The 26,138-nt window shown below is 46.7% G+C and carries 31 protein-coding genes and 1 riboswitch; of the genes, 6 read left to right on the plus strand and 25 right to left on the minus strand.

The genetic code is table 11. The annotated features are described in order from the left end of the window. Positions 1–14: 14 nt before the first annotated feature. The 7 genes from ABJ225_RS16405 to ABJ225_RS16435 all read right to left on the minus strand — a co-directional run bounded on the left by ABJ225_RS16405 (position 15) and on the right by ABJ225_RS16435 (position 9,271). Positions 15–1,562 (minus strand): hypothetical protein, encoded by a 1,548-nt coding sequence (locus ABJ225_RS16405; protein WP_347321107.1) that lies wholly within the window; start codon positions 1,560–1,562, stop codon positions 15–17. Between the two features lie 195 nt (positions 1,563–1,757). Beyond that, positions 1,758–2,708 (minus strand): L-threonine 3-dehydrogenase, encoded by a 951-nt coding sequence (locus ABJ225_RS16410; protein WP_347321108.1) that lies wholly within the window; start codon positions 2,706–2,708, stop codon positions 1,758–1,760. Between the two features lie 36 nt (positions 2,709–2,744). Beyond that, the gene (locus tag ABJ225_RS16415; protein WP_048004778.1) at positions 2,745–3,935 is read right to left on the minus strand and encodes a glycine C-acetyltransferase; all 1,191 of its coding nucleotides are present in this window, start codon (positions 3,933–3,935) and stop codon (positions 2,745–2,747) included. A 254-nt stretch (positions 3,936–4,189) separates the two neighbouring features. Further along, positions 4,190–6,325: a gluzincin family metallopeptidase gene (locus tag ABJ225_RS16420; protein WP_481900635.1), complete on the minus strand. Its 2,136-nt coding sequence runs from the start codon at positions 6,323–6,325 to the stop codon at positions 4,190–4,192. Positions 6,326–6,641: 316 nt separating this feature from the next. Then, positions 6,642–7,814 carry a MalY/PatB family protein gene (locus ABJ225_RS16425; protein ID WP_347321110.1) on the minus strand — a complete coding sequence of 391 codons (1,173 nt, stop codon included), beginning with the start codon at positions 7,812–7,814 and terminating at the stop codon, positions 6,642–6,644. Positions 7,815–7,820: 6 nt separating this feature from the next. Then, positions 7,821–8,606, minus strand: coding sequence for a DNA alkylation repair protein (locus tag ABJ225_RS16430; RefSeq protein WP_347321111.1), 786 nt, complete (start codon positions 8,604–8,606; stop codon positions 7,821–7,823). 26 nt (positions 8,607–8,632) lie between these two features. Beyond that, complete coding sequence (locus ABJ225_RS16435) at positions 8,633–9,271, minus strand: YczE/YyaS/YitT family protein (protein WP_347321112.1); 639 nt, start codon at positions 9,269–9,271, stop codon at positions 8,633–8,635. Between the two features lie 244 nt (positions 9,272–9,515). Beyond that, a riboswitch (ZMP/ZTP riboswitch) is annotated at positions 9,516–9,603 on the plus strand. A 58-nt stretch (positions 9,604–9,661) separates the two neighbouring features. Between ABJ225_RS16435 and ABJ225_RS16440 the strand changes: the two genes are divergently transcribed. Both ABJ225_RS16440 and ABJ225_RS16445 read left to right on the plus strand, forming a co-directional pair. Continuing rightward, the gene (locus tag ABJ225_RS16440; RefSeq protein WP_218246709.1) at positions 9,662–10,510 is read left to right on the plus strand and encodes a bifunctional 5,10-methylenetetrahydrofolate dehydrogenase/5,10-methenyltetrahydrofolate cyclohydrolase; all 849 of its coding nucleotides are present in this window, start codon (positions 9,662–9,664) and stop codon (positions 10,508–10,510) included. 113 nt (positions 10,511–10,623) lie between these two features. After that, positions 10,624–12,129: an FAD-dependent oxidoreductase gene (locus ABJ225_RS16445; protein WP_347321113.1), complete on the plus strand. Its 1,506-nt coding sequence runs from the start codon at positions 10,624–10,626 to the stop codon at positions 12,127–12,129. A 74-nt stretch (positions 12,130–12,203) separates the two neighbouring features. On the opposite strand, the gene msrB is transcribed toward ABJ225_RS16445, so the two are convergent. Further along, positions 12,204–13,148 carry a peptide-methionine (R)-S-oxide reductase MsrB gene (gene msrB, locus ABJ225_RS16450; RefSeq protein ID WP_347321221.1) on the minus strand — a complete coding sequence of 315 codons (945 nt, stop codon included), beginning with the start codon at positions 13,146–13,148 and terminating at the stop codon, positions 12,204–12,206. Positions 13,149–13,150: 2 nt separating this feature from the next. Then, positions 13,151–13,480: a CHY zinc finger protein gene (locus ABJ225_RS16455; RefSeq protein ID WP_079514535.1), complete on the minus strand. Its 330-nt coding sequence runs from the start codon at positions 13,478–13,480 to the stop codon at positions 13,151–13,153. Between the two features lie 68 nt (positions 13,481–13,548). On the opposite strand from ABJ225_RS16455, the gene ABJ225_RS16460 reads away from it, so the two are divergent. The 4 genes from ABJ225_RS16460 (at position 13,549) to ABJ225_RS16475 (ending at position 17,592) form a co-directional block, all read left to right on the plus strand. After that, a complete protein-coding gene (locus tag ABJ225_RS16460; protein ID WP_347321114.1) occupies positions 13,549–14,154 on the plus strand; it encodes an NAD(P)-dependent oxidoreductase in 606 nt (201 codons plus the stop codon). A 101-nt stretch (positions 14,155–14,255) separates the two neighbouring features. After that, a complete protein-coding gene (locus ABJ225_RS16465; protein WP_235563675.1) occupies positions 14,256–15,653 on the plus strand; it encodes an MFS transporter in 1,398 nt (465 codons plus the stop codon). Positions 15,654–15,795: 142 nt separating this feature from the next. Then, complete coding sequence (locus ABJ225_RS16470; protein ID WP_347321115.1) at positions 15,796–17,265, plus strand: phospholipase D family protein; 1,470 nt, start codon at positions 15,796–15,798, stop codon at positions 17,263–17,265. 69 nt (positions 17,266–17,334) lie between these two features. Beyond that, positions 17,335–17,592 (plus strand): GlsB/YeaQ/YmgE family stress response membrane protein, encoded by a 258-nt coding sequence (locus ABJ225_RS16475; RefSeq protein ID WP_056539385.1) that lies wholly within the window; start codon positions 17,335–17,337, stop codon positions 17,590–17,592. A gap of 710 nt (positions 17,593–18,302) precedes the next feature. Here the strand turns inward: ABJ225_RS16475 and ABJ225_RS22415 are convergent. The 16 genes from ABJ225_RS22415 to ABJ225_RS16550 form a co-directional block, all read right to left on the minus strand. Continuing rightward, a complete protein-coding gene (locus ABJ225_RS22415; RefSeq protein WP_231578687.1) occupies positions 18,303–18,407 on the minus strand; it encodes a hypothetical protein in 105 nt (34 codons plus the stop codon). Between the two features lie 83 nt (positions 18,408–18,490). Continuing rightward, the gene (gvpU, locus tag ABJ225_RS16480) at positions 18,491–18,883 is read right to left on the minus strand and encodes a gas vesicle accessory protein GvpU (RefSeq protein ID WP_053429721.1); all 393 of its coding nucleotides are present in this window, start codon (positions 18,881–18,883) and stop codon (positions 18,491–18,493) included. A gap of 48 nt (positions 18,884–18,931) precedes the next feature. After that, the gene (locus tag ABJ225_RS16485; protein ID WP_218246713.1) at positions 18,932–19,672 is read right to left on the minus strand and encodes a YtxH domain-containing protein; all 741 of its coding nucleotides are present in this window, start codon (positions 19,670–19,672) and stop codon (positions 18,932–18,934) included. A gap of 104 nt (positions 19,673–19,776) precedes the next feature. Further along, the gene (locus tag ABJ225_RS16490) at positions 19,777–20,094 is read right to left on the minus strand and encodes a gas vesicle protein (RefSeq protein WP_079514190.1); all 318 of its coding nucleotides are present in this window, start codon (positions 20,092–20,094) and stop codon (positions 19,777–19,779) included. A gap of 16 nt (positions 20,095–20,110) precedes the next feature. After that, positions 20,111–20,395, minus strand: coding sequence for a gas vesicle protein K (locus tag ABJ225_RS16495; protein ID WP_347321116.1), 285 nt, complete (start codon positions 20,393–20,395; stop codon positions 20,111–20,113). Continuing rightward, positions 20,361–20,636: a gas vesicle protein gene (locus tag ABJ225_RS16500; RefSeq protein WP_048004763.1), complete on the minus strand. Its 276-nt coding sequence runs from the start codon at positions 20,634–20,636 to the stop codon at positions 20,361–20,363. The genes ABJ225_RS16495 and ABJ225_RS16500 overlap by 35 nt, the downstream gene beginning before the upstream one ends. 15 nt (positions 20,637–20,651) lie before the next feature. Further along, complete coding sequence (locus ABJ225_RS16505) at positions 20,652–21,443, minus strand: GvpL/GvpF family gas vesicle protein (protein WP_286188324.1); 792 nt, start codon at positions 21,441–21,443, stop codon at positions 20,652–20,654. 5 nt (positions 21,444–21,448) lie between these two features. Then, positions 21,449–21,709, minus strand: a complete 261-nt coding sequence (locus ABJ225_RS16510; protein ID WP_048004761.1) for a gas vesicle protein GvpG — start codon at positions 21,707–21,709, stop codon at positions 21,449–21,451. Continuing rightward, positions 21,709–22,470 carry a GvpL/GvpF family gas vesicle protein gene (locus tag ABJ225_RS16515; protein WP_347321117.1) on the minus strand — a complete coding sequence of 254 codons (762 nt, stop codon included), beginning with the start codon at positions 22,468–22,470 and terminating at the stop codon, positions 21,709–21,711. The genes ABJ225_RS16510 and ABJ225_RS16515 overlap by 1 nt, the downstream gene beginning before the upstream one ends. Further along, positions 22,463–23,395, minus strand: coding sequence for a gas vesicle protein GvpN (gvpN, locus tag ABJ225_RS16520; RefSeq protein WP_053429726.1), 933 nt, complete (start codon positions 23,393–23,395; stop codon positions 22,463–22,465). The genes ABJ225_RS16515 and gvpN overlap by 8 nt, the downstream gene beginning before the upstream one ends. 18 nt (positions 23,396–23,413) lie before the next feature. Next, on the minus strand, positions 23,414–23,680 hold the full coding sequence (gvpO, locus tag ABJ225_RS16525) for a gas vesicle protein GvpO (RefSeq protein WP_048004758.1): 267 nt from the start codon (positions 23,678–23,680) through the stop codon (positions 23,414–23,416). A gap of 45 nt (positions 23,681–23,725) precedes the next feature. Then, positions 23,726–23,986: a gas vesicle protein GvpJ gene (gvpJ, locus tag ABJ225_RS16530; RefSeq protein WP_048004757.1), complete on the minus strand. Its 261-nt coding sequence runs from the start codon at positions 23,984–23,986 to the stop codon at positions 23,726–23,728. Positions 23,987–24,000: 14 nt separating this feature from the next. Continuing rightward, the gene (gene gvpQ / locus ABJ225_RS16535) at positions 24,001–24,456 is read right to left on the minus strand and encodes a gas vesicle protein GvpQ (RefSeq protein ID WP_218246718.1); all 456 of its coding nucleotides are present in this window, start codon (positions 24,454–24,456) and stop codon (positions 24,001–24,003) included. Positions 24,457–24,467: 11 nt separating this feature from the next. Continuing rightward, complete coding sequence (gene gvpT / locus ABJ225_RS16540; RefSeq protein WP_079514184.1) at positions 24,468–24,920, minus strand: GvpT/GvpP family gas vesicle accessory protein; 453 nt, start codon at positions 24,918–24,920, stop codon at positions 24,468–24,470. A 47-nt stretch (positions 24,921–24,967) separates the two neighbouring features. After that, a complete protein-coding gene (gene gvpJ, locus ABJ225_RS16545) occupies positions 24,968–25,225 on the minus strand; it encodes a gas vesicle protein GvpJ (RefSeq protein WP_056539406.1) in 258 nt (85 codons plus the stop codon). A 337-nt stretch (positions 25,226–25,562) separates the two neighbouring features. After that, entirely contained in the window at positions 25,563–26,129 is a 567-nt protein-coding gene (locus ABJ225_RS16550) for a hypothetical protein (protein ID WP_218246719.1), read from the minus strand. Between the last annotated feature and the right edge of the window lie 9 nt (positions 26,130–26,138).

The raw sequence follows: 26,138 nt of genomic DNA on the forward strand, positions 1-26,138 counted from the left end.
CCTCTCCTTTCACCTTAGAATAGATTGAACATATACGGTCCGATAAGTGATATATATAGAAGGATGTAGGTTCCCATGAAGTAAAACACTCCGGCAAACGGACCCCACTCCTCATTTCTTCCAAACTTCCATACAAGGGCCGTCAGTAAGCTGATTACGATCATCACTGCATAGCCACTGCCGTTGAAGCTCAAGAAGCCCGGTGCGACTTGATGAAAATAATCCCCCATCGCCTTTCCTGTATAGGTGAACGGCATGATCAAGAAGATCAAAATGGTGACATATTCCGCCATGCTGATGCCTTCCCTCTCAAATACATTCGGTTTGAAGATATTCAAGAGGATCAGGATAAATAAAGAAGGAAGCACCCAATAGAATGAGGTCAGTCCCGTTACCAAACTTGAAAATAGCATAAGAGTCCCATTGAGTAAAGCTTCTTTTACGGATGCTTTCGTCCAGTGCAGACTCGATTTGATGACCTCGTCATTCTGCGAGGTCCCATATAGTTCATATGTACCACCATTGTAATTGAACCAAACCACTTCATTGTCTAATAATGGAAGAGGTGATTGGGTCAAATGTCTCGTGGTGTTCAGGCGCAACGCCTGATAAGAGCCATCTTCATTCGGAACGGCCTTATATAAGGCGATTGCGTTGAAATCCCCGATCTCCTGCCCCTCAGCAGTAAGCAACAATGTGACTTCCCCATCGATCTCCGCCAATTGAATATCGCCCGGAGACTCCAGATCAAGCCCGTTGTCTGCATTGACGAATCGGACTTTTTCCGCCTTTTGAAGCTCATCTCCCACCTCGTCCACAGGTAGCTTGACCTTGTATGTCGCCGTAGTCAATTGTCCTTGTGAGTGTGCTGTTTCACTGTAGAATAACGTTAGTTGACCTTCTGATATTTCATACGTCGCATTTTCAACCTGCTTGCTTGAATTCTTCTCCAGAAGCAGGAAAGGAGCACTTACACGTTGCTCTCTATCAATATAGTGGAATTGCACATGCGTATCATCTGCCTTGGTCTGAACAAGGGCATCCCCATCTTTTCCGATGGTTACTCCATCGATCTCCTGCCTAAATGAATGAATCTTCCTGGCATCCATTGAGAGAGGATCCATTTTGTAGAGTGTGCCACCCGTCCAATAATACACACTGCTAGTATTCGTCTCAATGCCTGTGACTCCTTCTGAGAGGATGGAAACCTTCCCGCCTTCATGTGATAGTAGTTCCTCACCCTCATAGTAGATGACCTTCTTGCCATCGGTCCAATAAGGGTTGCTACCGGAAACATCGACATCGAGTGACTGTTTCTCCTCGACCTGGAGTCCTTCCTTAACGGTTAGCCCATGGATCTTTCCTCCACTGGAGATGAAGAGATCCCCGCTTCCATTGAACAATTGCGGTCTATCCTTAAATGATTGATCAAGGTATACCGAACGGCTCCAATCCTTCTGAGGAGGCTCTTTCACCTTCAGCAACTGATGGAGGAACATCCCTCCTATTATGAGGATGACCAATGTCATCGGAATACCCCATACCTTCAGCTTTTCTTTCACTTCTCATTCCCCCTGCTTTAAAGCATGTTCTCTACTTATACTTCTGAATTTTAGCACAATTAGTGCCTATATTCACTTATTTTTCCATATTTAGGTATTAAATAGAGAGTAAGGGCTATATTACATATACCACATCTCCCATAATATGTCGAAAAAAAACCGCTCCCTATTCATATCGGAGCGGTTTTCATTTTCTTATATTCTTTTTTCGGCCTTTAGCTTATGGAGCATATTGGCTGTCATCTTCGAAAGGTCGTACGAACAGCTGAATCCCCACTCTTCCACTGCAGCAGAAGAATCGATGGCATCCGGCCAGCTTTCGGCAATGGCCTGCCTGACGGGATCGACCTGATAGTCAATCTTGAAGTCAGGCTGGTGAACCTGTATCGCTTTCTCAAAATGCTCAGGCGCTGCACTCATGGCACTCACGTTGAAAGAATTGCGGTGGATGAGCTTCGATCCATCCGCCTCCATCAAATTGATAATGGCATCTAGGGCGTCCGGCATATACATCATATCCATGAAGGTGCCCTCACCGATATAGGAAGTATAACGATTCTGCTTGATGGCTTCATAGTAGATTTCTACTGCATAATCCGTCGTTCCCCCACCTGGAAGCGTTTCGTATGAAATCAATCCAGGGAACCGCAGACCCCTGGTGTCCACACCGAATTTCGTGAAATAATAATCCGACAATAATTCACCGGACACTTTATTCACCCCGTACATCGTCGTCGGTCGCATGATGGTATCCTGCGGTGTCGCCTTTTTAGGGGTACTTGGACCGAATGCTCCGATCGAGCTTGGGGTGAAGAATTGACAATCCAATTCCCTGGCCGTTTCGAGGGCATTGACGAGTCCTCCCATATTCAAGTTCCATGCAAGAAGCGGCTTAGCTTCAGCTGTAGCCGACAAAAGAGCGGCAAGATGGATGATGGTATCAACCTTGTTCGTCTTGGCTAGCTCGAACATGCGCTTTTCATCGGTTACATCCAGCTGGGCGAAGGGTCCTCCGGTCACGACTGGACTGTCGGTCTCCCTGATATCTGTTGCCAATACGTGATCCGCGCCGTAAACCTCGCGGAGACGGGTCGTAAGTTCCGAGCCAATCTGTCCCAACGCACCGGTGACAAGAATCTTCTTCATCTTAGTTCCTCCTGTATATCGTTGATGATAAGGGAATTAAAGGATTCCCAGCTCTTTTCCGACTTTTTCATATGCTTCGACCGCTTGATCAAGCATCTCTTTCGTATGGGCTGCCGATGGCATATTCCGTACCCGACCCGTTCCGCGGGGCACTGTAGGGAATACGATGGACTTCGCATAAACCCCTTCTTCATACAGGCGCTTACTGAAATTTTGGGTAGCCTGCTCATCACCGATGATGACAGGAGTGATCGGCGTTTCAGATTTCCCGATATCAAAGCCAAGCCCTGAAAGTTTTTCCTTGAGGTAGGCACTATTTTCCCACATTTTGTCCTGCAGTTCCGTACTGTTCATCAACAAGTCCAGCGCTTCCGTACACGCAGTCACATCCGCAGGTGTCAGGGAAGTGGAGAATAAGAACGGGCGGGATCGCACCTTCAACCAGTCGATCAGATTTTGAGTACCAGCCACATAGCCACCTACTACCCCGATGGCTTTAGACAGCGTACCCATTTGGAAATCGACTTTATGAGAGAGACCGAAATGCTTCACCGTACCGGCACCTTTACCAAGAACACCGGAACCATGGGCATCATCCACATAGGTCATGATATCGAATTCCTCTGCGATTTCGACGATTTCAGGTAGCTTGCATACGTCTCCATCCATAGAGAAGACCCCATCTGTGATGATCATGATTTTCGCGTAAAGACCTGATTCTTTGGCTTCCTTCGCCTTTGCACGCAAATCTTCCATATCCGAGTGGTTGAATCGGATGATCTTGGCACGGGACAGACGGCATCCGTCGATGATGGACGCATGGTTCAATTCATCGGAAAGAATGGCATCATGTTTATCCATGACCGCAGAAATGGCTGCCATATTGCAATTGAAGCCCGATTGATACGCGATGGCCGCTTCGGTTCCCTTGAATTCAGCAAGCTTTTCTTCCAGTTTCACGTGAAGGTCAAGTGTTCCGTTGATTGTCCGGACAGCACCTGCTCCGACACCATATTCTTTCACCGCTTCAATGGCCACCTTTTTCAAGCGCTCATCTGTTGCAAGTCCTAGATAATTATTGGAAGAGAGATTCACAAGCTCCTTGCCTTTAATCGTAATGACGGGTCCGTTTGCCCCTTCCAACGGATCGATTTCATTATAGAGACCTTTTGATTTTAGATCCTGCAGATTGTCCTGTAAGAAATGGTCCAGGGTTTTACTTGTCATCTTTGTGACCTCCTTGTTTATGTAAGCGTTTTATAGACAATTGTACACTCGAGAAAGACAGTCGCCGGTATAATGTTAGCGTTTTTCGTACTATTTCACACAGATTAGTTTAACATGTTTCTCCGTGATGGACAAAATAATTCTTGCGGAAATGGTTGATTCTCTGTGTCTGATGATGTCTCTAGTATGCGGTTGGCCAATCAAATTGATTCCTATAAAAAAAGAAGCTGGCCCTAAGGCCCGCTTCATGAAGATCAATGCTTTTTCTTCGGTTTTTTCTTATCCTTCAGTTTGACTTCATACGTGAAATCGACCGGGTTTTTATCGTGTGGTGGAGCTGCATAGGAAGTAATCATATAGTTACTTCCATCCTTGAAGAGTTGTCGAAGCTTCAAGGCATTGGTTTCCGTCACATTGAACGGGTCGACCTGAATGACTTTATACTTGGTTTTCGGGTTCTTTTTGTTGCCTACCTGTCTCTCATTGATGAATGTGACCGTATATTCCACGTACTCTCCAAGGATTTCCGCTTTCGATTTGAATACATCCAGATTGGATCCGTCCTGCTTGAATCCGATTTCCGGGATCTCAATATTATCAATGAACCAGCCTGAGTCATTGTAACCCCAGTCCGTCAGATAGCGGAAGGAGATCAGGATGTCCTTACCGGCGTATTGGCTCAAATCAAAGGTTTCTTTTTTCCAGTCTTCATAGTGACCAGTGAAGCCCGGGACATTATCTTTAATCTTAGGATATCCCTGCCCATCGACATCCGAACGGGTATTTTCATTTTCAAGGGATGTCCAGGTCTTCCCATTATCTTCAGAAACTTGGACCATGGCGTAATCCCATGCTTCTTCAATATCGATGAAGTTGTCGAAGGTGAGAGTGGCTTTGCCCACTTTTGATAGATCTGCTTCTAATACGATGGCACTGTCCAGTTCGTCGCCTTCATTAGCCCATAGGACTTTGTTGCCCGACCCTTTGGGATCATCAACGCTTTTCCAGTTGACCGGAAGGAAGTCCACTCCATCAAAATTGATCGTGTCGACCTTTCCTTTGAAATCAAGCTCTTTGAAGTCCCCTCCCCATGCAGGGACCCCTTCTTTTTCATACTCGAGTGCTTTTTCATAGTCGACGGTCTTGCCTCGCTTCGTGCCTTTACTGTCGACCGGAAGATCCCTCAGATCGATGCTGTCGAAATCATACTTCCCTCCAGATCCGTCATCAATGGCGAGGGCCGTAATAAAGTGTTGATAGAGGGTGGTGAAGTCTTCCTTCGCTCCATATTCTTTCAGCATGTGATCGACACTTTCAATTCCATGCTTTTCGTCAGTGGCAAGATCCCTGATGAATTCTTGCCCATACTTATCGTACATATAGAGGGTGAAGAGATAGACCTGACCATAGTCCGCGATCGTTTCTGGCCCTGTTGCCGTACTGCGGTGTTCATCCCAGTTCACGAGGGAGTTTTCAGGGTGATCAAGATAGAAGTTCACAGAACCCTCATTGGATCCGTACCCACCAAGGAACTCGGAGAATGTGGACATCCCTTCATTCAGCCATGTCTCTTCAGCCGGGTCATTATCGGCATGGATCAAATGCTGAAGCTCATGGATGGTCGTACCGAAGAACGTATTCTCGAGCCTGGTTTCCCAGCTGTTCGTATCAATCGTGATGATGTTCCGGTCCGTATAGTTTTCAAGGGTCTGCCAGAAGAATCCTGCCACGAAGAACGGATAGCTAGGATCGTAGTAGCCGTCATCCTTGATATTGTCGACGAGCATGATCACCTTGTCGCTGCCTTCGTAATAGTTATCCGGCAGTCCTACCATTCCTGGGACGGTTGCATTCGATCCATCCAGCTCATCCGGCATGCCGAAGAAATCCGTTGCAGTCGGATAGATGTTCGAATCGAACTCATCCTTCAGCTTATCTACCTGCTCCTGAGTGACCACGTGAGGAGGACGGGGATCTCCTTCAGGGAAGGCCAGATCATTCGCCACCCAGATCTCCACGTTGTCCCCTACACTTCTCAGGGTGAATTGTTTAAATTCCAGATCCCGATCAAGGAACAGCTTTGTGCCTCCGTCGTATGTAAATTCATTCGTCTGTTTATTGCTTTGAGCCTTTACTTCCCCTTTTTGATCAAACTTGAACTCTTTCACCTGTTTTTTCAGCTTACCCTCAGCCTTATTCAGGAAATTTTCATTTTCAGACAGTGACTCGAGATGACCATCGATATCAATGCGATCACCATATCGCTCGGTATTCCAGTTGGCCGTTGTCGGAGTGGACTCAGCCGAGACCTCCTGTGAAAATGGTGCCAACAGCCCCAGTGCCAAAGCACCGGTCGAAAGAATGGAAAACAATTTAGTTTTCAAATACATAATCCCCTCTCTATGAGAATAGTTATAATATAAGCGAAATAATCATAACACACTAAATTTTCAGAATATATAAGCCGGAAGTTTCTTCTCTTCCTTCGTTATTTATGACATTTTCGACTATCCCACCTAGTAACGAACCATACTCCCTATACTTTCGACATAGTTCGATGATCCTCATAAGTTGACACGCTTAAATCCAGGTCTTTACACCCATCCCCTCGACGATATTTCATTCTCAACTGCAACAATTAATTGAAAATGGGGATATCTGTCGGTTGATGTTAGGATTACAGGACAAAACAAAAAAACAGCCTTATTAAGACTGTTTTCTTATTCTATGCTCAAGCAAAGCTTCATTCATCCGCCGCAACGCCATATCGATGCGCTCCTTGGGACAGGCAATGTTCATTCGGATGAACGAAATGCCGGTCTCTCCGAATTTGAATCCTTCATCGAATTTCACTCGAGCCTTCTCCAGGAAGAAGGTACAAAGCTCTTCTCCGCTCATACCGAGTTTCTGACAGTCGATCCAGATCAGGTGGGTGGCTTCCGACTGAATCGCCTGAAGTTCAGGCATGTATTCCTTGATGTAATTCAATACATACTCTTTGTTATCCTCCAATACCATCAGGAGTTCTTCAAGCCATGGAGTCCCTTCCTCATAGGCAGCGATCGTCCCTTCGATCCCGAATACATTGGGACGCATCAGCCCGAAGGATGTAAGCTTCTCTTGATAACGCTGCTGCAATTCCTTATTCGGGATCATGAGAATGGACGTCTGAAGACCGGCAATGTTAAACGTTTTGCTCGGGGCTGAGCAGACGATGGTACGGTCCCTCACGGAAGGATCTGCCTGGATAAAGGGAAGATGCCGATGTCCCTCGAACACGAGGTCGCCATGCATTTCATCTGAAATGATCCACAGATCATGTTCTTTCGCAATCGACGCCACCCGCTCAAGCTCTTCTTTTGTCCACACCCTGCCGACAGGATTATGGGGACTGCAGAGGATCAGAACCTTTGCTTTTGAGGAACGCGCTTTTTTCTCCAAGTCATCAAAGTCCATCTCATAGCGACCATTTTCATAGAGAAGCGTATTCTTCAGCACCGTGCATCCATGTACCTCAATCGTGCTGTAGAACGGATAGTACACGGGATCCTGCAGGATGACGGCATCCCCTGGCTCTGTAAGGACCGAGAGAAGGACGTTGATACCCGGAATGATACCAGGACTGAATGAAATCCATTCCTTCTGGATCTTGATGCCATACTGCTTGTCCCACCAGTCGATAATCGAGTTGAAGTACCGGTCACTGAAGGTGGTATACCCATAAATTCCATGAGCAGCTTTCTTTTGCAGCGCCTCCACGATGGAAGGGGAAACCTGAAAATCCATATCTGCTATGCACATCGGTATGACATCCTCCTGTGGATACGACCATTTAACCGAGTGGGTATTCGTTCTCTCGATGCAATCATTCCAGTTCATGTTTCCTTACCCCCTGTTTCTGTTGATATGCTTCATTCCCTCGCGCTCACTGAGCGGTGCGAGATCTTCGTTTTCTATAAAATCCTCCACCGCCGTCGGGTTTGTCTTCGAGTACTCCCGGAGAGCCCAGCCGATCGCTTTTTGGATGAAGAATTCCTTGGAATCTTGTTTTTTCCTGATATAGCCGAATAGTCGGTCCTCTTCGGTCTTATCCTTATATTTCAACTGATAAAGGATTGCCGACCGGTTCAGCCATATATTATCTGATATGATCCACCGTTCAGGATATCCTCCACCTCCATGTTTCAGGAAAATGGATCCTACAAGGTTCGGGGCGATGCCATCAATCGTATCCCACCAGGACTTTTTGACGATGAGCTCTTCAAGGAGCGGTAGATGGTCAAGGGTCAGCTTCTTGACCTGCCTGGAAAGGAGGGAGAGAGCGGCATACTGACACTCCCGCTCCGGTCCGTCCCAAAGCAATTTCGTGACAGAAGGCAGCTCTTCCAGAGGAGGATCACCATACTGTTTGACAAAGTCCTTGAGAGCAGCATTGCGCTCGGGAGTCCTGATGCCATAGAACGAAAACTGATTCCGCATATACGCTTCCATCGATTCACGATTTTCTTCCGTCCCCATCTCTTTGAAGTGCAGGAGGAGGGCTTCGGTATATGTTCTCACATTGTTAGAACACTCCAGACATAATCCGAGCTCCTCATCACCTTTATAAAAGCCGTTTTCACAATAAATGGTGCCACCGCATGCTGCACAGTTTGTCACAAGCTCCCTCACCCCGGTTCCTCCTCATCCTACTCGAGCTATCCTGCAAGAGGTGCATCCTCTCGCTGACGTGCAATCGTTGCCTCTACCCAATTCCTGCTCATAGGCAAGGACATTCCAACCACCTGTCCGACACCGAGGGCGATCACGATCGTACCGATCCCGACGGGGCCGCCAAGCAGCCAGCCTGCAATCAATACGACCAGTTCCATGCCGTTCCTCACCCACTGGACGCGCCAGCCGGTCTTATCCACGATTAAGAGCATAAGGCTGTCCCTGGGGCCTGCCCCAAGTCCAGCAGCTACATAAATGCCGATCCCGATACCCATGATGATGATCCCGATACATAGTACACCTGCCTGTATCCATAAAGACGAAGGGTCAGGAAGAAGATAGTTGAAGATGTCTATAAAAATCCCCACAAGGAGCATATTGATGAATGCCCCCAGCTTCGGTATTGACTTTGTCATGATCCCGGTGAAGGAGAGGATGACGATACCCGCAATGATCGACCAGGCTCCGATGCTAAAACCGGCATTCAGGAAGAGCCCATAATGAAGGACGTCCCATGGACCGATGCCAAGATCCTTCCCTTTAATGGTCAACGTAATGCCGAACGCCATGATGATCAACCCGACAAAGAAAAATCCCCAACGGGTCATCCGTTCCCTTTTCATTTTCTATCACTCTTTCTCTCTTTCATAATGCACCCACTTTACCACATATTCACCTTCAAAGAAATTTCACCATGCCGATTGGGTTTGTGGGATATATGTTTTTGGCGAGGGGGAATTCACATTCGGCGAAGAAGTTTTGAATACGTTTTCTCCTCTATGCCTTCATTTCCCAAATAGGAATCTCCCAAAACCGAACGATACGACTAGATTCTTATTTTATATTCGTGTTATAATCGTTTTGCATCTATCAAGCAGTGACTGGCGAAAATGTGGAAATGACCACAAGGGAGCTGCATTCATATACCCATTTGCCGTTCGCCTGGGCATAATGATTGGGCCATATCCATGAGCTACACGATAACAGCCTTAAAACATTCAGGAGGGATCGCAATGGAACCATTGATCTTAAACGGAAGCAAAGTCGCAACAGACGTAAAGGAACAATTAAAAATACGTGTTGAAGCATTGAAAGAAGAAGGGGTTACTCCATGTCTCGTCACGGTACTGGTAGGAGACGACCCGTCCTCCGCCACATATGTGAAGATGAAGGGGAATGCCTGCGCGAAAATCGGCATGGAATCAAGAAAGATACATCTACCGTCCGAAACGACGACAGAGGAGTTATTGGACGTCCTTGATGGACTCAATGATGATGCTACGGTCCACGGCATCCTTCTTCAGCACCCTGTCCCGTCCCAAATCGATGAGCGAGCTGCTTTTGAACGCATCTCCATTGAAAAGGATGTAGACGGTGTAACCAGCCACGGCTTTGGCCAAAACGCATTGGGCTTTGGTGAATTCCCGTCCTGCACCCCGGCAGCGATCATGGAAATCATCGATTACTACAATGTAGACCCTCAAGGAAAGCACGCTGTAGTGGTAGGTAGGAGTCCGATCCTGGGTAAGCCTGTCTCCATGATGCTATTGAACCGGAACGCCACGGTCACCACGTGTCATTCCTATACAGAGAACCTCCCCGCCCTCGTTGCTGATGCAGACATCGTCGTAGCAGCAGTAGGCAAGCCAAACTTCATTCAAGGAGATTGGTTGAAAGAGGGAGCCATTGTCCTCGACGCCGGATACAACCCCGGAAATGTGGGCGACATCGATTATGAAAGCTGCTATGCAAAAGCATCCGCCATTACACCCGTCCCTGGTGGTGTCGGCCCCGTGACAATCTCTATGCTGTTGAAGCAGACGGTGGACGCAGCTGAAAAATACGGAAAAACCAATTCATGATACACTCGACCGCCCCTAAAGGGCGGTTTTTTTATTTTGCTCTCCCAACGACTTATGTTTTCCAACCAGTTTGGCCATCATGATAGGGACGTAATGAAAAGGAGCGTGAATTCATGAATTTTCAGCATCCGGAACCTTACTGGAGGAAGGACACTCATCTCCAGTCGTATCCGAAGCTTGACCGGAACCTGAAAGTGGATGCGGTCGTGGTCGGTGGTGGCATCGCCGGAATCACCACTGCTTATTTCCTTGCCAAAGGTGGAAAGAAGGTCGCACTGATCGAAGCAGACCGAGTATTGAATGGGACAACCGGTCACACGACAGCCAAGATCACCGCGCAGCATGGACTGGTATACGATGAACTGATGCAACATTTTGGTACAGAATACGCAAGGCACTATTATGAATCAAACATGAAGGCATTGAACTGGATCAAAGAGATAGGGAAAGGACTCGACTGCGATCTCAGGGAACAGGATGCCTATGTCTATGCCGAAACGAATGAATACCTTCAAAAGGTACAAAAAGAATACGAAGCGTATCTCGAACTTGGAATCGACGGAGAACTGGTGGAAACCATCCCCCTCGATATTCCCATCAAGCAGGCCATCATGATGAAAGGGCAAGCCGAATTCCACCCTTTGAAATTCTTCAAGCATCTTTTGGAATCCTTTATAGGCCTTGGCGGTCAAGTATTCGAACAAACCCCTGCCGAGACCATCGAAGACGACACGATAACAAAGGTCATGACGGCGAACGGCTTCCATCTTGAATGTGAGAAGATTGCGATCTGCACCCACTTCCCTTTCTTTGATGGAATGGGGCTATACTTCACCAAGATGTATGCAGAGCGTTCCTATATCATCGGAATCAAATCGGAGAAAAAGTTCCCTGGTGGCATGTATATCAATGCGGAGGATCCTTCTCGATCCTTCCGCTCGGTCGTCCAAGAAGGTGGAGAACTGATCCTCATCGGAGGAGAGAACCATAAAGCCGGGCAGGGCAAAGACACCCGGGAACACTATGAAGCTTTGGAGAAATGCGGACAATCGGTGTTCGGGGATATGGAAACCCTTCACAGGTGGTCGGCCCAGGACTTGATTTCAGTTGATAAAGTTCCTTATATCGGGACTCTCTCGCCGAAGCACCCAACCATATTCGTAGCCACTGGATTCAAAAAATGGGGGATGACGACTGGGACCTTATCGGGAATGATCCTGTCCGATTTGATACTCGGGAATCATAATATTTACGCCGACCTCTACGCCCCTTCACGATTTGTCGCCGATCCAAGCATCAAACATTTCATCTCGCAGAATGCCGATGTGGCCAAGCATCTTGTAAAAGGAAAACTTCAGATTCCATTCAAGTCTTCAGGGGATTTGAAGAGCGGAGAAGGAGGTGTGGTCTGGCATGAAGGGAAGAAATGCGGCGGATATCGTGACACCGACGGCAAACTCCATCTCGTAGATAACACCTGTACCCACTTAGGCTGCGAGACCGCATGGAACCAGGGGGATCTGACATGGGATTGCCCTTGTCACGGATCGCGTTTTTCTCCTGAAGGTACAGTCATTGAAGGACCAGCCCAAAAGCCGCTTCCATCGATTGATGAATAATCTATGACCCGGGAAATATTTATCGCAGGATATGACAAAACTAATTGAAAAGGGACCGCTCAGGCGGTCCCTTTTCAATTAAATAAGATTTTGAAATCCCCATACCCTTCTTCCTCAAGCAAATCTTTCGGGATGAACCGGAGAGCTGCTGAATTGATGCAGTACCTCACCCCGTCAGGTCCTGGTCCGTCGGTGAACACGTGACCAAGATGGGAGTTGGCTTCCCTGCTGCGGACTTCCATACGTGTCGAACGATGACTGAGGTCATATCGTTCCGTGACACTCGCCTTCATGACAGGTTTTGTAAAGCTCGGCCATCCGCAACCACTGTCATACTGATCCCTCGAGGTGAACAAAGGCTCCCCTGAGACGATATCGACATAGATGCCCTCTTCCTTGTTAGCCCAGTACTCATTTTCATAAGGAGGTTCCGTTCCATTTTCCTGTGTGACACGGTATTGCATGGGAGTGAGCGTTTCTTTCAGATAAGAACGGTCTTCCGGCCAATGTTCCTTTATAAACCCGTCCCTTCCAGACCCCCGTTTATAAAGGGCATAACGGAACATATTTTTTTTATAGAAATCTTGGTGGTACTCCTCCGCTTTGTAAAAGACAGGAGCAGGAAGGATTTCTGTTACAATCGGTTTCGAGAACTTCCCGCTTCGTTGAAGCTCATCACGGGATTTCACTGCTGCGGCATGCTGTTCCTCGGAGTGATAAAAGATTACCGTTCGATAGGGTGTACCCCGATCATTGAACTGCCCTTCAGCATCTGTGGGATCGATCTGCTTCCAATACACATCCAGAAGGCGTTCGTACGAGAAAAGAGAGGGATCAAAGAGGATTTCGACCGCCTCCACATGTCCGCTTTCGCCCCTCACGACTTCTTTATAGGACGGTGAATCACCTTCTCCTCCGATATAACCTGAAGTAACGGATTCAATCCCCTCTAATTGATCAAAAGGCTCGACCAAGCACCAGAAGCATCCTCCTGCAAATGTTGCTTTTTCCACCGGAATCCCTACCCTTCGAAATATAAATGATAATGATTGCTGCAGCCCGGATTGAATGAAGCATGACAATGAGGGCAGGAGGACTGACAGTTCATATACTGGAGGATGCTCAATTCCGATCGACACTTTCCACAAAGGACGGCCTTCTCGTTCCACTCTTCACGTCCCCATAATACGGGCTCATGGTCAGCTACTTCATCATGGCATTTGTGACATGGATAATAGGTGTCACAGCATTTGAATTTAATAGCGATAATATCCTTTTCTGTATGGTAATGATCGCATCTTGTTTCTTCATCGACGTTTATGCCTTTAATTGCACGCTTGGACATATTCATCCCCCGTTCAGATTCGTCATTCTCTTCCCCCATACTATACAATATTCTTAAAGAAGGAGGGAAACAAAATGAAAATCATCGTCTTCGGCGCTACGGGTTCCACTGGAACAGAAGTGGTGAAGCAGGCAAAGGAACGGGGATTGGATCTGACAGCATTTGTGCGGGATCCCGCCAAACTTCCTGACCATTCACCGTTCATCCAGGGAGATGCCACAGATAGACAGGCTGTCCATGCAGCGCTGCAGGGACAAGATGCGGTCATCTCTTGCCTAGGGGCCTCTGGGCTCGGAAAGACCACCCAGCTCAGCACCATGACGGGTCATATCCTCTCAGGCATGCAGCTTCAAGGAGCGAGATCCGTCCATTATGTCGCCTCTGCAGGCATTGACCATGAAATAACAGGGTTCCAAGGTAAGTTGGCCCAATTCATTCTACGGAACGTGCTGAAGGATCACCGAGAAGCCGTTTCCCTAATCAAGGATAGTGGATTTCGCTATACCATTGCCCGTCCCATGCAACTGATCAACGGGCCTTTCACAGGGGAATACCGCACCCATCCCGCCTCCATACCCGAAGGCGGAAAGAAAATATCCAGGGCGGACGTTGCCCATTTCCTGCTGGAAAGCCTCGACCACGATGCGTATTTCAACGCATCCATCGGCCTCTCCTACTGAAGGATTTTCCGGGTGAACCCCGGAGTCCTCACCACCCACCCTCATTCCTTACAGTGCATTTCCCTTCGTGAAAGCAAAAGGTTTTCAGACAAGTTGGTTTTGTGGTATATTACTTCGAGTGTCTAAACAAAATCAACTACGGAGGTGGTCTTATCAAGACTGAACAACCGACCAAGACCGCTCCTTCTTACACAAAGACGGTTGCATTCCTCAGCCTGACCATATGGCTGGTCGTCATGAACACAACCATGTTCAATGTCGCCCTTCCGAATATCCTGCATGAGTTTTCCCTGAAGCCTTCAGAGGGTGCGTGGATCGTATCGGGCTATTCCATCGTCTTGGCGATCGGGACGATTACGTATACGCGTCTGTCTGACTATCTTCCGATCAGACGCTTGATCATCATCGGGATCATTGTGTTCGGATTGGGTTCCCTTTCAGGATTCTTTGCCAATTCTTTCTTATGGTTGCTGCTATCCCGCTTGTTCCAGGCAGCCGGAGCCGCAGCCATTCCAGGCTTGTCCATGGTCTTTGCCAGCAGATTCATTCCAATGGCCGTGCGTGGACGTGCCCTGGCCATGATTGCTTCGGCATCTTCCCTCGGATTCGGACTGGGGCCTGTAGTAGGAGGAGTCATCACCGATTATCTTAACTGGAATTATCTTTTCCTGGTTACGCTCCTCGTGATCGTCATGATTCCCGTCCTTTATAAAATGTTGCCAGCCGAAACAATCCGAAAAGGTGCATTCGACATATGGGGAGCCATCATGACGGGAGTGGGTGTCACATTCTTCCTCCTCTTCATTTCCGGATTCAACTGGATCCATCTCGCCGTAGCACTAGTATTCTTTGCGGCCCTGTGGATCAGGATCCATAAAGTCGAACTTCCTTTCATCCAGCCAAAATTGATCCGGGATAAAGGATACAGGAAGATCTTATACATGAGCTATATGGGGTTCGTTACGCATTTTGCCATCCTGCTCGTCATGCCCCTGATGCTTAAAAGCATTTTCGATAAAAATCCGACCACCATGGGACTGATCATCTTCCCTGGTGCCATGCTCTCGGCAGTTGCTGCCATCTATGTGGGCAGACTGATCGACAAGTACGGGAACATGCGGGTGATGGTGATGGCCCACTGCCTTCTCCTCATTTCGACCATCCTGTTCTTCTTCCTGTCACCGATCAACGAATACATGATCATGCTCGCCTATATGTTCACGAGCTTCGGGTTCTCCAGTCTCTCTTCGAGTACCACAAACGAAGTCTCCCGCGTGGTGAACAGGGATCTTGTCGGATCCGGAATGGGTATGAAACAGCTCCTCCACTACGTCGGCAGTGCTTCCGGTTCGGTCATTGGTGGCCTGATCGTAGAAATGGGCGGAGTGAATTATGGTGTCGATGCGTTCAGGAATACGTTCCTTGTCCTCATCATCGCCATGATCCTATCTTTCCTGATCCTCATGTTCTATCATCGTCAATTAAAGAAAGCCGTTTGATCCTCAAAGCCCTGCGCCCACAAGCGCAGGGCTTTTTTCTATCGGTAGGACACGTACTGAATAAAATGACAAAGCCTGGATTCCCTTCTTACCTTTGTGGGTATAGTAGGAAGGACATTATATATAGAATAGGGGAGTCCATTTGAAAAAACGCCCGTGGTACAAAAAGAAACGATGGGTGATCGGTCTTGCGATTGTCATCCTTTTATCATCCATCATGTTTTATCAGCGCACCAAACCTCTGCCTGACGGTGTTTCATATGCAGGCGATATCCATTCCATTCCCGAAGAAGATGTCGAGTTCATCTATGACCTCACCTATCAAAAGGATGGAAAGGAAGAATACGATCATTCCATATTTGACGAAGTCAACAAAACCGTTAGTGAAGCAGAAGATTTCCTCATACTCGATCTATTCCTCTTCAACGGCTACACGAAAAACGACCGGAATTACCCTAAGATCAGCGAAGAGCTATCAAAGACGATCCAGGAACGCATGAAAGAAAAACCCGATCTCAAAGTCGTCTTCATCAGCGATGATGTCAATACCACATACGGTTCCCATACGCCCGATCAGCTCGAACCTTTGAAAGAGCTCGGTGCCGAAGTAATCTTCACTGATTTGGATCGACTCCGGGACCCGAATCTCCTGTATTCAGGCGTATGGAGAGCCGGGATTCAATGGTTCGGACAAAAAGGAAACGGGTGGTTGCCGAATCCCATGGCCCCATCTGCTCCTGAAGTAACGGCACGATCGTACCTCAAACTGCTGAACGTGAAAGCGAATCACCGAAAAGTGGTGATCAGCGAGAAGGAAGGCATGGTCCTCAGCGCCAATCCTCACGACGCTAGCGGATTCCATTCCAATATCGCCTTCAGGGTGAAAGGGGATATCCTCAAAGATATGATCAAGGCCGAAAAAGCCGTCGCTGCTTTCTCTGGGGGAGATATGAAGGCGTTCCCTTCTGATAAGGAAGTGGATGACCTTATAAACCCGTCACAATCATCGGGAGGTAAAGAAGTAAAAGCCCAGATCCTTACAGAGAGAAAGGTCCAGACCAATGTCGTGAAGGCACTCGATAAGGCGAAGGAAGGAGACGAGGTTTGGATCGGCATGTTCTATCTAGCAGATCGTGACATCATCGATGCCATCGAAAACGCAGCAGATCGAAAGGTGGACTTGCACATCGTCCTGGACCCGAACCAGAATGCGTTTGGACAGGAGAAAATCGGATTGCCAAACCTCCCCGTCGCATCAGAACTGAACAAGTTGGATAACGAGCATATCACCATCCGCTGGTACAACACCAACAAAGAGCAGTATCACACCAAGTTCATTTATGTAAAAGGAAAAGACAACTCGACCGTCATTGGAGGCTCAAGCAACTATACGTCAAGAAACCTAGATGACTATAATCTTGAAGAAAACATTCTTTTCACAGGAGCCCCGGACAGCCGTCTCATGACAGATGTGGATGACTACTTCCAGCGCATCTGGAATAACGAAAACGGAACGTATACCGTCGAGTACAAGAAATATCAAGATAAATTACCAATCTTCAAATACATCATGTATGTCCTTCAAAAAGTATTCCAAGTCACCACGTATTAGGGTTTAAACCCTTCTAAATGGGGAATATATAAAGTAATACCAATAATACATCATAAAGGAGAGACAAACATGGGACTAATTATTTTCTTGATTGTCGGAGGCATCATCGGTTGGCTGGCAGGACTAATTCTAGGTAAAAATGTACCAGGCGGAATCATCGGGAACATCATCGCAGGAATCATCGGAGCATGGATTGGTGGAAAGCTACTTGGAAGCCTTGGACCTGTCGTAGGAGGAATGGCTATCATCCCAGCATTGTTGGGAGCCATCATCTTCGTATTTATTTTGAGCATCATCTTACGCTCCACTAGAAGAGCAGCACACTAATAAAGGGGTTTAAATCCCTGAGCAAAACGCGGTCAGAGAATATTCTGATCGCGTTTTTTTGTTGAGTATATACATGGTGAGTATGTAGCATCTCGATTTACATGCGAGGTTATGATAGAAGCAGACCGTTGCTTTCCGCTGCAGGGTCTTGCTTTCCGAGGGGAGGCAGTCGAGCCTCCTCAGCTGCGCTTCCGGGGTCTCGAACTTCCCTCCTTTTCCTCAGGATTCAAGTTCCTTTCACTCAAATCCACTCTTTATTTTTGGTCGTTGATATTTGTTGGAATGTACTTATGTCTTTAATCAATCAGTATAAAAAAGTCATCTTGCTTCTCTATGCGGGGGTGTAGAGAAGAGGCAGACCGTTCCTTTCCGCTGCAGGGACTTGCTTTCCGCGGGGAGGTAGTCGAGCCTCCTCAGCTACGCTTCCGGGGTCTCGAGCTTCCCTCCTTTTCCGCAGGAGTCAAGTCCCTTCCGCTCCAATTCACTCTTTATTATTGATTGTAGATATCGTTGGTACATACTTAAATCTTTATTCAATCAGTATGGAAAAAAACCATCTCGCTTCTTTTGCGGGGTGTAGAGAAAATAATGATTGCTCCTTTCGTTCGAATCCCCACTTACATGCAGTAAGGGAATAGATAAAGTGCATCTTCTTTAATAAAATGGTGATGTCCAGAGAGCTTTCGAAACATAATAAAAAGCAGCCCCGATCAGGCTGCTTTGGTCTTCTTGGCTTTTCGTTCGTTCATGATCTTTCTTACTACAGGATACACGACTGGAGCCCATTTAATCACGTTTTTAACGAGTCGTTTCATTCATGTAACCTCCTTTATACTTACCATTTACCCGCATTGGGTATGGAGGAAACCTGTATGAAAAACCTTCCATACCCTGGGGTTTACTTACTTTTTGACTCTGAGATTTTCCCAAGGAAGAATCCATCGATTTCGGATAACTTTCCACGCCAGAGGATTTTCCCTTTGGAAGGGGTGGGTTTGCTGTCACCACAGTAGATCTTGGCGTTTTTAAGGTGAATGAAATTCGCTTCTGACGGCTGATTTTCTTCAACCGCTTCTCCGGCGCCAGAAAGTTCTTCACTCACTTTCTGGGCTACTTCACTTCCCTCCTCGAACGCCTCGCTTAACGACGAGAAATACTCGGTGGCAGAGATCATGGTACCCGTCACCACTGCTCCCTTAAGGTTCAAAGATATATCTAGGGAGAAATCATGCTTATTGGCAGCAATTGCGAAAAACTCCAGGATGCTATCCTTATCTGTATGCCCACTCATCCGGTCACCGCTCCTTTCCTTCTGTCATAGTCGGTCAATTGTAGCCAATCATGAAAGTGTGTCGTCATCACTTGATAGCGTTGTATCATCGTCATCATCTTTTTTGGAAGATTTCTTTTTAGACTTTGAAGAAGATTTCTTTGTTGAACCTTTCTTTGCCTTAGATGACTTGGATTTAGTTGATTTTTTCTTACTGGATGGTTCCTCATCCTCGTCATCTTCTTCTTCATCATCTTCCTCATCGTCTTCCTCTTCGTCCTCATCCGCATCTTTAGCCGCTTTGCTTTTCTTATCGGACTTTGCTTCTTCCTTTTCGTCCTCTTCCTCGTCGTCTTCTTCCTCCTCATCATCTTCTTCGCTTGATTGAGTCAGTTGATTCAATTTTTCCTCAAGCTGTTGAAGGCGATTTTGAAGAGTGTTGTTTTCTTCTTTCAGAGCTTCATAATCTGACCCTTCCCCGCTTTCATTCACTTCTTCTTGATCTTCCTGTTCTTCATCAGTTTGATCACGCTTGAACAGATTGGCGGTTGATTGCTTCAATGATACAACAGCTTTTCTTGATGTTTCTTTTGCAGAGTTCCCAATTTCCAACCCTTTGCTCTTAAGCTTCTCTTGATCGATCTTGCTAAGAAGCTTTTTACCATTTTCAGGTGTTGCCAAGTATCCTACTGTAGCTCCAAGGAGGCTTCCGGCCACAGTACGTGTAATAGGGCCGCTCTTACGTGTCTTTTTCTCTTCTTCTTTCTTTGATTGAGTCGTGTTTTCTAATTCAGTGTTTTTTTCTGCCATTATAGTTCCCTCCAATATATTAATCATTTTATGGTTTATCCGATAATCAAATCGGTTCTTTCAACTACGAAAAAAAGTTAGATGATGATTTCTGCTTGCCCTTATTACACTTGGTTGAGACGATTCGAACTGCTAAGCTGCTTTTCCAGAGATTCCAATCGTTCGTTTAACTTCCGGTTTTCTTCTTCAAGGGCTTTTGCCTGCTGATTTTCGGCTTTGGAACTTAGGTAAGGATCGTTTTCCCACCAGTCCATCCCGATTTCTTTCGCTTTATCAACGGACGCTACGATAAGTCGGATCTTGATGGTCAATAGCTCCACATCTGCAATTCCTACGGTGATATCACCAGCGATGACCACACCTTTATCAAGGACTTTCTCTAACACATCCACGATGGTGCTTGATTGCATGGAATGTTCCATCATGTCTCCTCCTCTCTTACATCAGGCTTCCTAATGGTCCAAGATCGATGTTCAGATCCTCTGCATCAAGACCGAATACTTCCTTCAGTTCTTCCATTTTTCCTTCCAGGTTCATCAACGCGACTCCGAGATCTTCAATTTGCTGATCGGTCAGTGTGCCGCCTTCCACCCTGCGCATGGCATGCCTTTCAACGATTTGCCTGAGAAGCTCCACAACCGTCAACACTAGCTGTGCCAAGCCTTGCTCTGCCTTATCGGGGTCGAAGTTAATCCGTCCACTTGTCTGGCTGGCCGGTTGCATGGATCAATCCCTTCCTTTCGTGTTCCAATTGTTCTGAAGATATGGTTTTACGCGTTCCATTTTTATGTTGAACCAGCGTTTCCACTGAAGAGATCAGCACGCGGAGATCAAGGTATACAAGGTCCACTCCTGCGATCGAGATGACCAAATCCCCTTTGATGGCAACACCTTTGTCCAAAATGATATCCAAAATGTCGATCAGAGCGACATCCTTATTCTCGATTGATTCCCTGACGGTCATATGCTCATCCCCATTCTATGAGAAACTTGAAAAATGATAGGGTGGCCAGGGACCTGTTGCTTCGAATGTCCAGCCCGCTTCCTTCCACTTGCTTTCAGACTGTTTGATTTCATCAACGAACCGATCGACTCCCTCTTTTGGAAGGAAGTAGACGCTATTCCAAGCCATCTGTTCAGCTCGGCCAGTAACATCCTTACCCCAGTTTTTTTTCACCGTTCCCTCGGTTGCGTATGATTTCAGCCGTTCATGAAACTCCTCGCACATACGGTTCTTTTCATTTTCAATCACTTTATTTTCAAGCTGTTGCATTTTCTTTTTTTCGAAAAACTGTCTTCCCTTAGGGAGCTGTTTGATTTCCTCCCACTTCTCCGTGATGGAGGGATGACTGATTGTTTCCTTAAGGCGTTTATCGTCACAATAGATTTTTACATTCCATTCTTCCTTGCCTTCTAAATCCGTGAATGCGTCCTTCAGAGAGGAAAGATGCTTCCCTACTTTTTCTTTCAAACTGTCTTCATGCTTGTAGATCGTGCAGAACTTCAGGGGAATGATGGTATAACGCTTCGACATCATCAAAACCGTTTCGTGATGATGGAACGCCTTATCCTGCAGCCACTCCATGTCGTTTTCAATCTTGTCCTGGAGGACCGATTCTGAGTACTCTTCATCGGGTAGGCCACATACGATGGCTGTAATCCCCTTTATATCCAACGCATAAATATCATGTTCCCCGTCGAATCCCTTCATGGTCGGGACGGGCTCAACCTCCACTTCACTTGAAGGGACCAATGCGTACAAGTAGAGCATACGAGCTAACCTCCTTTCTTCTTGGTTAAATCTTCCCATTGTTCCATTTCCTTTGTTTTCGCTATTTCATATCGCATCAGAAGTTCATCTTCTTTAACTTGAAAGGCTTCTTCAGAAATCTCTCCGAGTTCGAACATCATCTGTAACTGAATCAGCTTTTGCTGGATGGTCGGCAGGTCGTAGAGCTCTTTATCTGCTTCTTCCTTGATTTTCTCACCGACCTTTATGACGAGATTCAAGGGTGCCGATACAAGTTTGTGAAGCATTAGGCTTCCTCCACCTTCAATCTGATATTGACGAAGTTATAGGCTGGCCATGGACCGCTGTAATTGAAATCCGCTTTATCCTTCCAGGCCTCATGTGCCTTGTTGACCAATTCATCGAATTCCTTTTCTTTACCCCGGTCAATCAAGAAGGCTGCATTCAGAAGCATACGCTCACTTGATGGATCATTGGCTTTTGCCGATTCAGCTGCTTCCTGGAGAGGAGCAAAAATGTCTGATTTCACCTCTGTCTGAAGGTTCTGGAATACTTTTTGAGCCATCCCACCAAGCTGAATGCGTTCATAGTACCCAGCAGATTCAGATTTCCCTTTCAGTGATGTCGACATTTTTTCGACACCGGGAGATTCTTTTACGACTGATTCCAGCCACTCAGATTTCCCGATGACTTTTAAGCCAATCTCGATTTTTCCTTTAATGGCAGGGAATAACGTTTCAAACTGCGGATAAAGGTTTTCAAGGAGGGCCTCCACGTCTTCCTTAGATCGGAATACGTTCCCAAAGCTGATGGGAACGACCGTGTCACTCTGTTCCATCACCCTGGAGATGACTTGTTGATGCATCATGAGGTTCTCCCGTTTGGGATGATAGATTTTCTGAGGGACCTCTGCTGCCACCATGGATGCATCTTTATAGGAAATCAGGAAGGTGTCCCGATCTTCCCCTTCCAGTTCCACTTTGCCTAAATCCATTTCCCCTTCATGCCCGATGGCACAAAAGATATAAATCCCTGTTTCTTCACTCATCTGAATTCTCCTTTGACGTCATGTTCTTGCAAGCTTCCAATACGATTTTCTTCGCTTCTTCTTCAGGGTGATCGGATTCAATACTGCGGCTCAGTGAATGGGTCGTAATATCCAAACAAAGGCGCTGAAAATCCTGATCTTCCCCTTGTATGGGAATGTCCTGTTCCAGTGCGATCCGTGCGATCATCAGGGAGGCGCGCAGGCTTGGCCCGCCGAGTCCATCGCGGCAATGACTGCGAAGCTCTGCAATCAATTCCGTAATCTCACGAGCTTCTGAAAGCACAAGATCCACTTTCTCAGAAACGATATGTGCTTCTTCCTCACTGGTCTTGAAACCGATCGGGATCGTGATCAAACGGTCCAGAAGGGCATCCTGTGTTTTGTATACGCCTGCATACTCAGATGGGTTGCTTGTGAAGATCATCCGGAATTCAGGATGAACCCTGATGAATGGCTCCGTCCGTTTCGAACCGTAGAGTGGAATGATCCCTTCTTCCAATATGGAGAGGAAAAGATTATTCGTTGTCGGTTCGGAACGGGTGAATTCATCGTATACAAGCGTATATCCATTTTTGACAGCTTCCAGGAGACGACCGTCCCTCCAGTTCTCTGTGACCTGTTCATCTTTCTTATAAACAGATCTGACGTAGTTATCCACTGTCTGTTTGCTTGAATAACCAATGAAATCACCGATAAGATCACTGTTGTTCAGTTCGTGATTTCCATGCATCAGCATGACCGGACGCCTTCTTTTCTTTGCCAGCGTGAGGGCGAGGGACGTCTTCCCTGTACCGGATGGCCCCGTGAAATGGACAGGATAACCAAGCTTCAAATAACTCATTGAGCGGCTGATCAAGTCGGTGGTCCCTTCATCTTGGACATACGATTTGCTGCCTTTTTGGATCTTCTGGGTTAAAACCGTCACTACCCATTCCTCCCGAATCTACATTTCCTGCCCGATGGCACTCCTGTACCTGACGTCCTTCCGTTTGAAGGAGATGACCTCCTTGTCTTGATTGAGGAGGACATCATACGTTCCGAGCATTTCATCTTTTGCGTATCGTTTCATATATTCTTTCTCTTCGACTACTTCCACTGTGAGCCTCCAGCCCTCATCTTCCGTCATTTCAACAGATGTAACCTTATGGACCGGAGCTACATGTTCTTCGAAGAATCCTTTTACACTTTTCATGATTTCAGTGATTTCCATAATGTCCTCCCAGCTTGAACGCCTGACTGCATCAGGTGAAATAGGTTAGATGCTGAACTGTGAGTTCCGTTCATTGGACTGCGTTGCCAATCCTTCTTCCTGTACTTCATCACGGAGCAACCCGACAGCTTCTGCGTAACGCAACCACGTATCTACACTCGCTATCACGACTCTCGCCTCGATGGTCAAGATCTCTATCCCAACAACCGAAACCCTCGCGAATGCGTCAATTACGATCCCCTTATCCAAAATGCGGTCAATGACCTCTGCCAAACTGGAACTATCCGTACTTTTTTGAATCGCCATACCTAAATTCCTCCTTATGAAGTAATGGTTTTAATATCCTTGGACGATTTGATGTTTTCCGAGCTTTTGATATCCGTAGAGCTCTTGATAGACTGCGAGCTTTTGATGCTACTGACGCCTTTTAAGTTCTTGGCGCCCTTTCCACCCCGGTCATCCGAAGAAGACATCTTTTCCTGAAATGCTTCGCCCGCTTCCTTGGCCTTCTTTAATTTTTCACGTACAGATAACAGGACATCCTGCACCTTGTCTTCTGCATTATCTGCTTTGCCATGGACTTTATCAGCGTTCTTCTCCTTGGCGTCCTTGAGCTTTCCGGATGCTTTCTTTGCTTTGGATTGGACGGTTTCTTCCACTTTTTCGACCGCTTTTTCCTTGGCCTTGTCCTTGAGCTTATCCTTTACGGATTCCGGAGCATGTTCATAGGCTTTTTTCGCCGTTTTTGTCGCTGCTTTTTTAATGGGATTCCCCACGGGATCACCTACTATTTCTTGGAGTCGACAAGTTTATTCAACATTTCTTCAATTCGTTCGAGGCGTTCATTCAAATCCTGATTATCTTCTTTGATCTGCTTGATTTCGTCGTTTTGGGATTCGTTTTCACCCGAGTCCTTCTTTTCAGTCAGCTTATTCTTCAGTGGGGACAGAACCCCACTGTCCATTTTGCTGAAGTAGCCCGAAGCTGTTTGTCTGAGGGAGATCATCGCCTGTTCTGTGACGAACTCCTGGGCCGTCCTTCTTAGTTCCTTTGTAGCTGCCTTCATCAGTTCAGATTTCCCAAGGCTTGCTGCCATCTTTTTCGTCGTACCCGGATTCGAGAGCAATCCAAGTCCGGCTCCGACCACTCCGCCGATGATGGCATATTGCATTGATCCGTTCGTGTTTTCTTCTGTAGATTCTGTCTGCTTCTTTTCTTCTGATTGTTTGTTACTTGCCATGCCCATCCTCTTTTCTCGTCGTATTTTGTTGTATTTCATATACTGCTTTACACGCTGAATGATTCATTCGATGAGGTCCGGTTCCCGATTCCTTCTTTTTCGACTTCATCCCGCAGGAGGCCCACTGCTTCTGCATATCGAAGCCACGTATCCACACTAGCGATGACCACCCTGGCCTCCACGGTGAGGATCTCTATCCCGACCAGGGATACTCTTGCAAATGCATCGATGACAATGCCTTTATCCAATATCCGGTCGATCACCTCTGCCAGGCTCGAACTGTCTGTGCTCTTTTGAATGCTCATTCAAACTGACCCTCCAATTCGTCATGCTCAAGTATCTATTCAATTTAGTCGATGTTTACCTCCATATCATCTACCCCTAAACCAGAAAATAATGGGTAAAGACTATTTCAGATGCATCTTTTGACGAATCCAGTCGACATGTAATATTCCAAGGCTTACAAACCCTTGCGAATACTCGCACTTTCATGCGTTCAGACAGTTATATTACAAATACGTTACAAATATCAACAATCAAATTTCCTGCTCATTGAATGGGTTCATCTTCGTAGAATGCCTCTATCAGTAAATCGTTTGATCTAAAGAAAAAAGGCTGCACCCAAAAGGATGCAGCCTTCTTTCATTTATTCATTTGTGATAAGAAATCACCCAGAAGATCGTCGAGACTCTCTTCTTCAGATTCATCCGCTACCGGTTCCTCAGGTTTCATCGCACTTTCCCAGTCGAATTGATCAAGATCTTCATCCGATGGAGGAGGATTGAATTCCTCAACCGAGGCATCTTCTTCCACAGGTTCGAAGGTGGCACCAGCCGCCTCTTCTTGAAGATAGAGCGCCTCGTCTATATTGAGGGAACTGCTGTTCAAGGATGCGAGTAATGAAGCTGTTCTAACAGGATTCGACAGCAACTGGTACACAATGCTGCCAAGCAGCGCCTCCGAATGCTCATGTTTCAACCAATCTCGTTGAGACTTATCAAGCCCCTTCGGCAAGGGAATCGTGATGGCTTCCCGCTGTTTGGAGAGGTTCTCGTTCACGCCGTTAACAACGAGCTCAGCGATACGACTGGAGAAATTGCGCCTCTCCGTTTCTTTGAGCTTCTGAAGATGTTTCAATATGTGATCCGGAGTATCTGAAGGAATCCTGAAAGTAATTGGTTGCCCTCTCGACATCCCTTTTCCGTTCATATCATCACC

Origin of the sequence: Rossellomorea sp. RS05 (assembly GCF_039822645.1) — a bacterium.
Taxonomy (GTDB): domain Bacteria; phylum Bacillota; class Bacilli; order Bacillales; family Bacillaceae_B; genus Rossellomorea; species Rossellomorea marisflavi_B.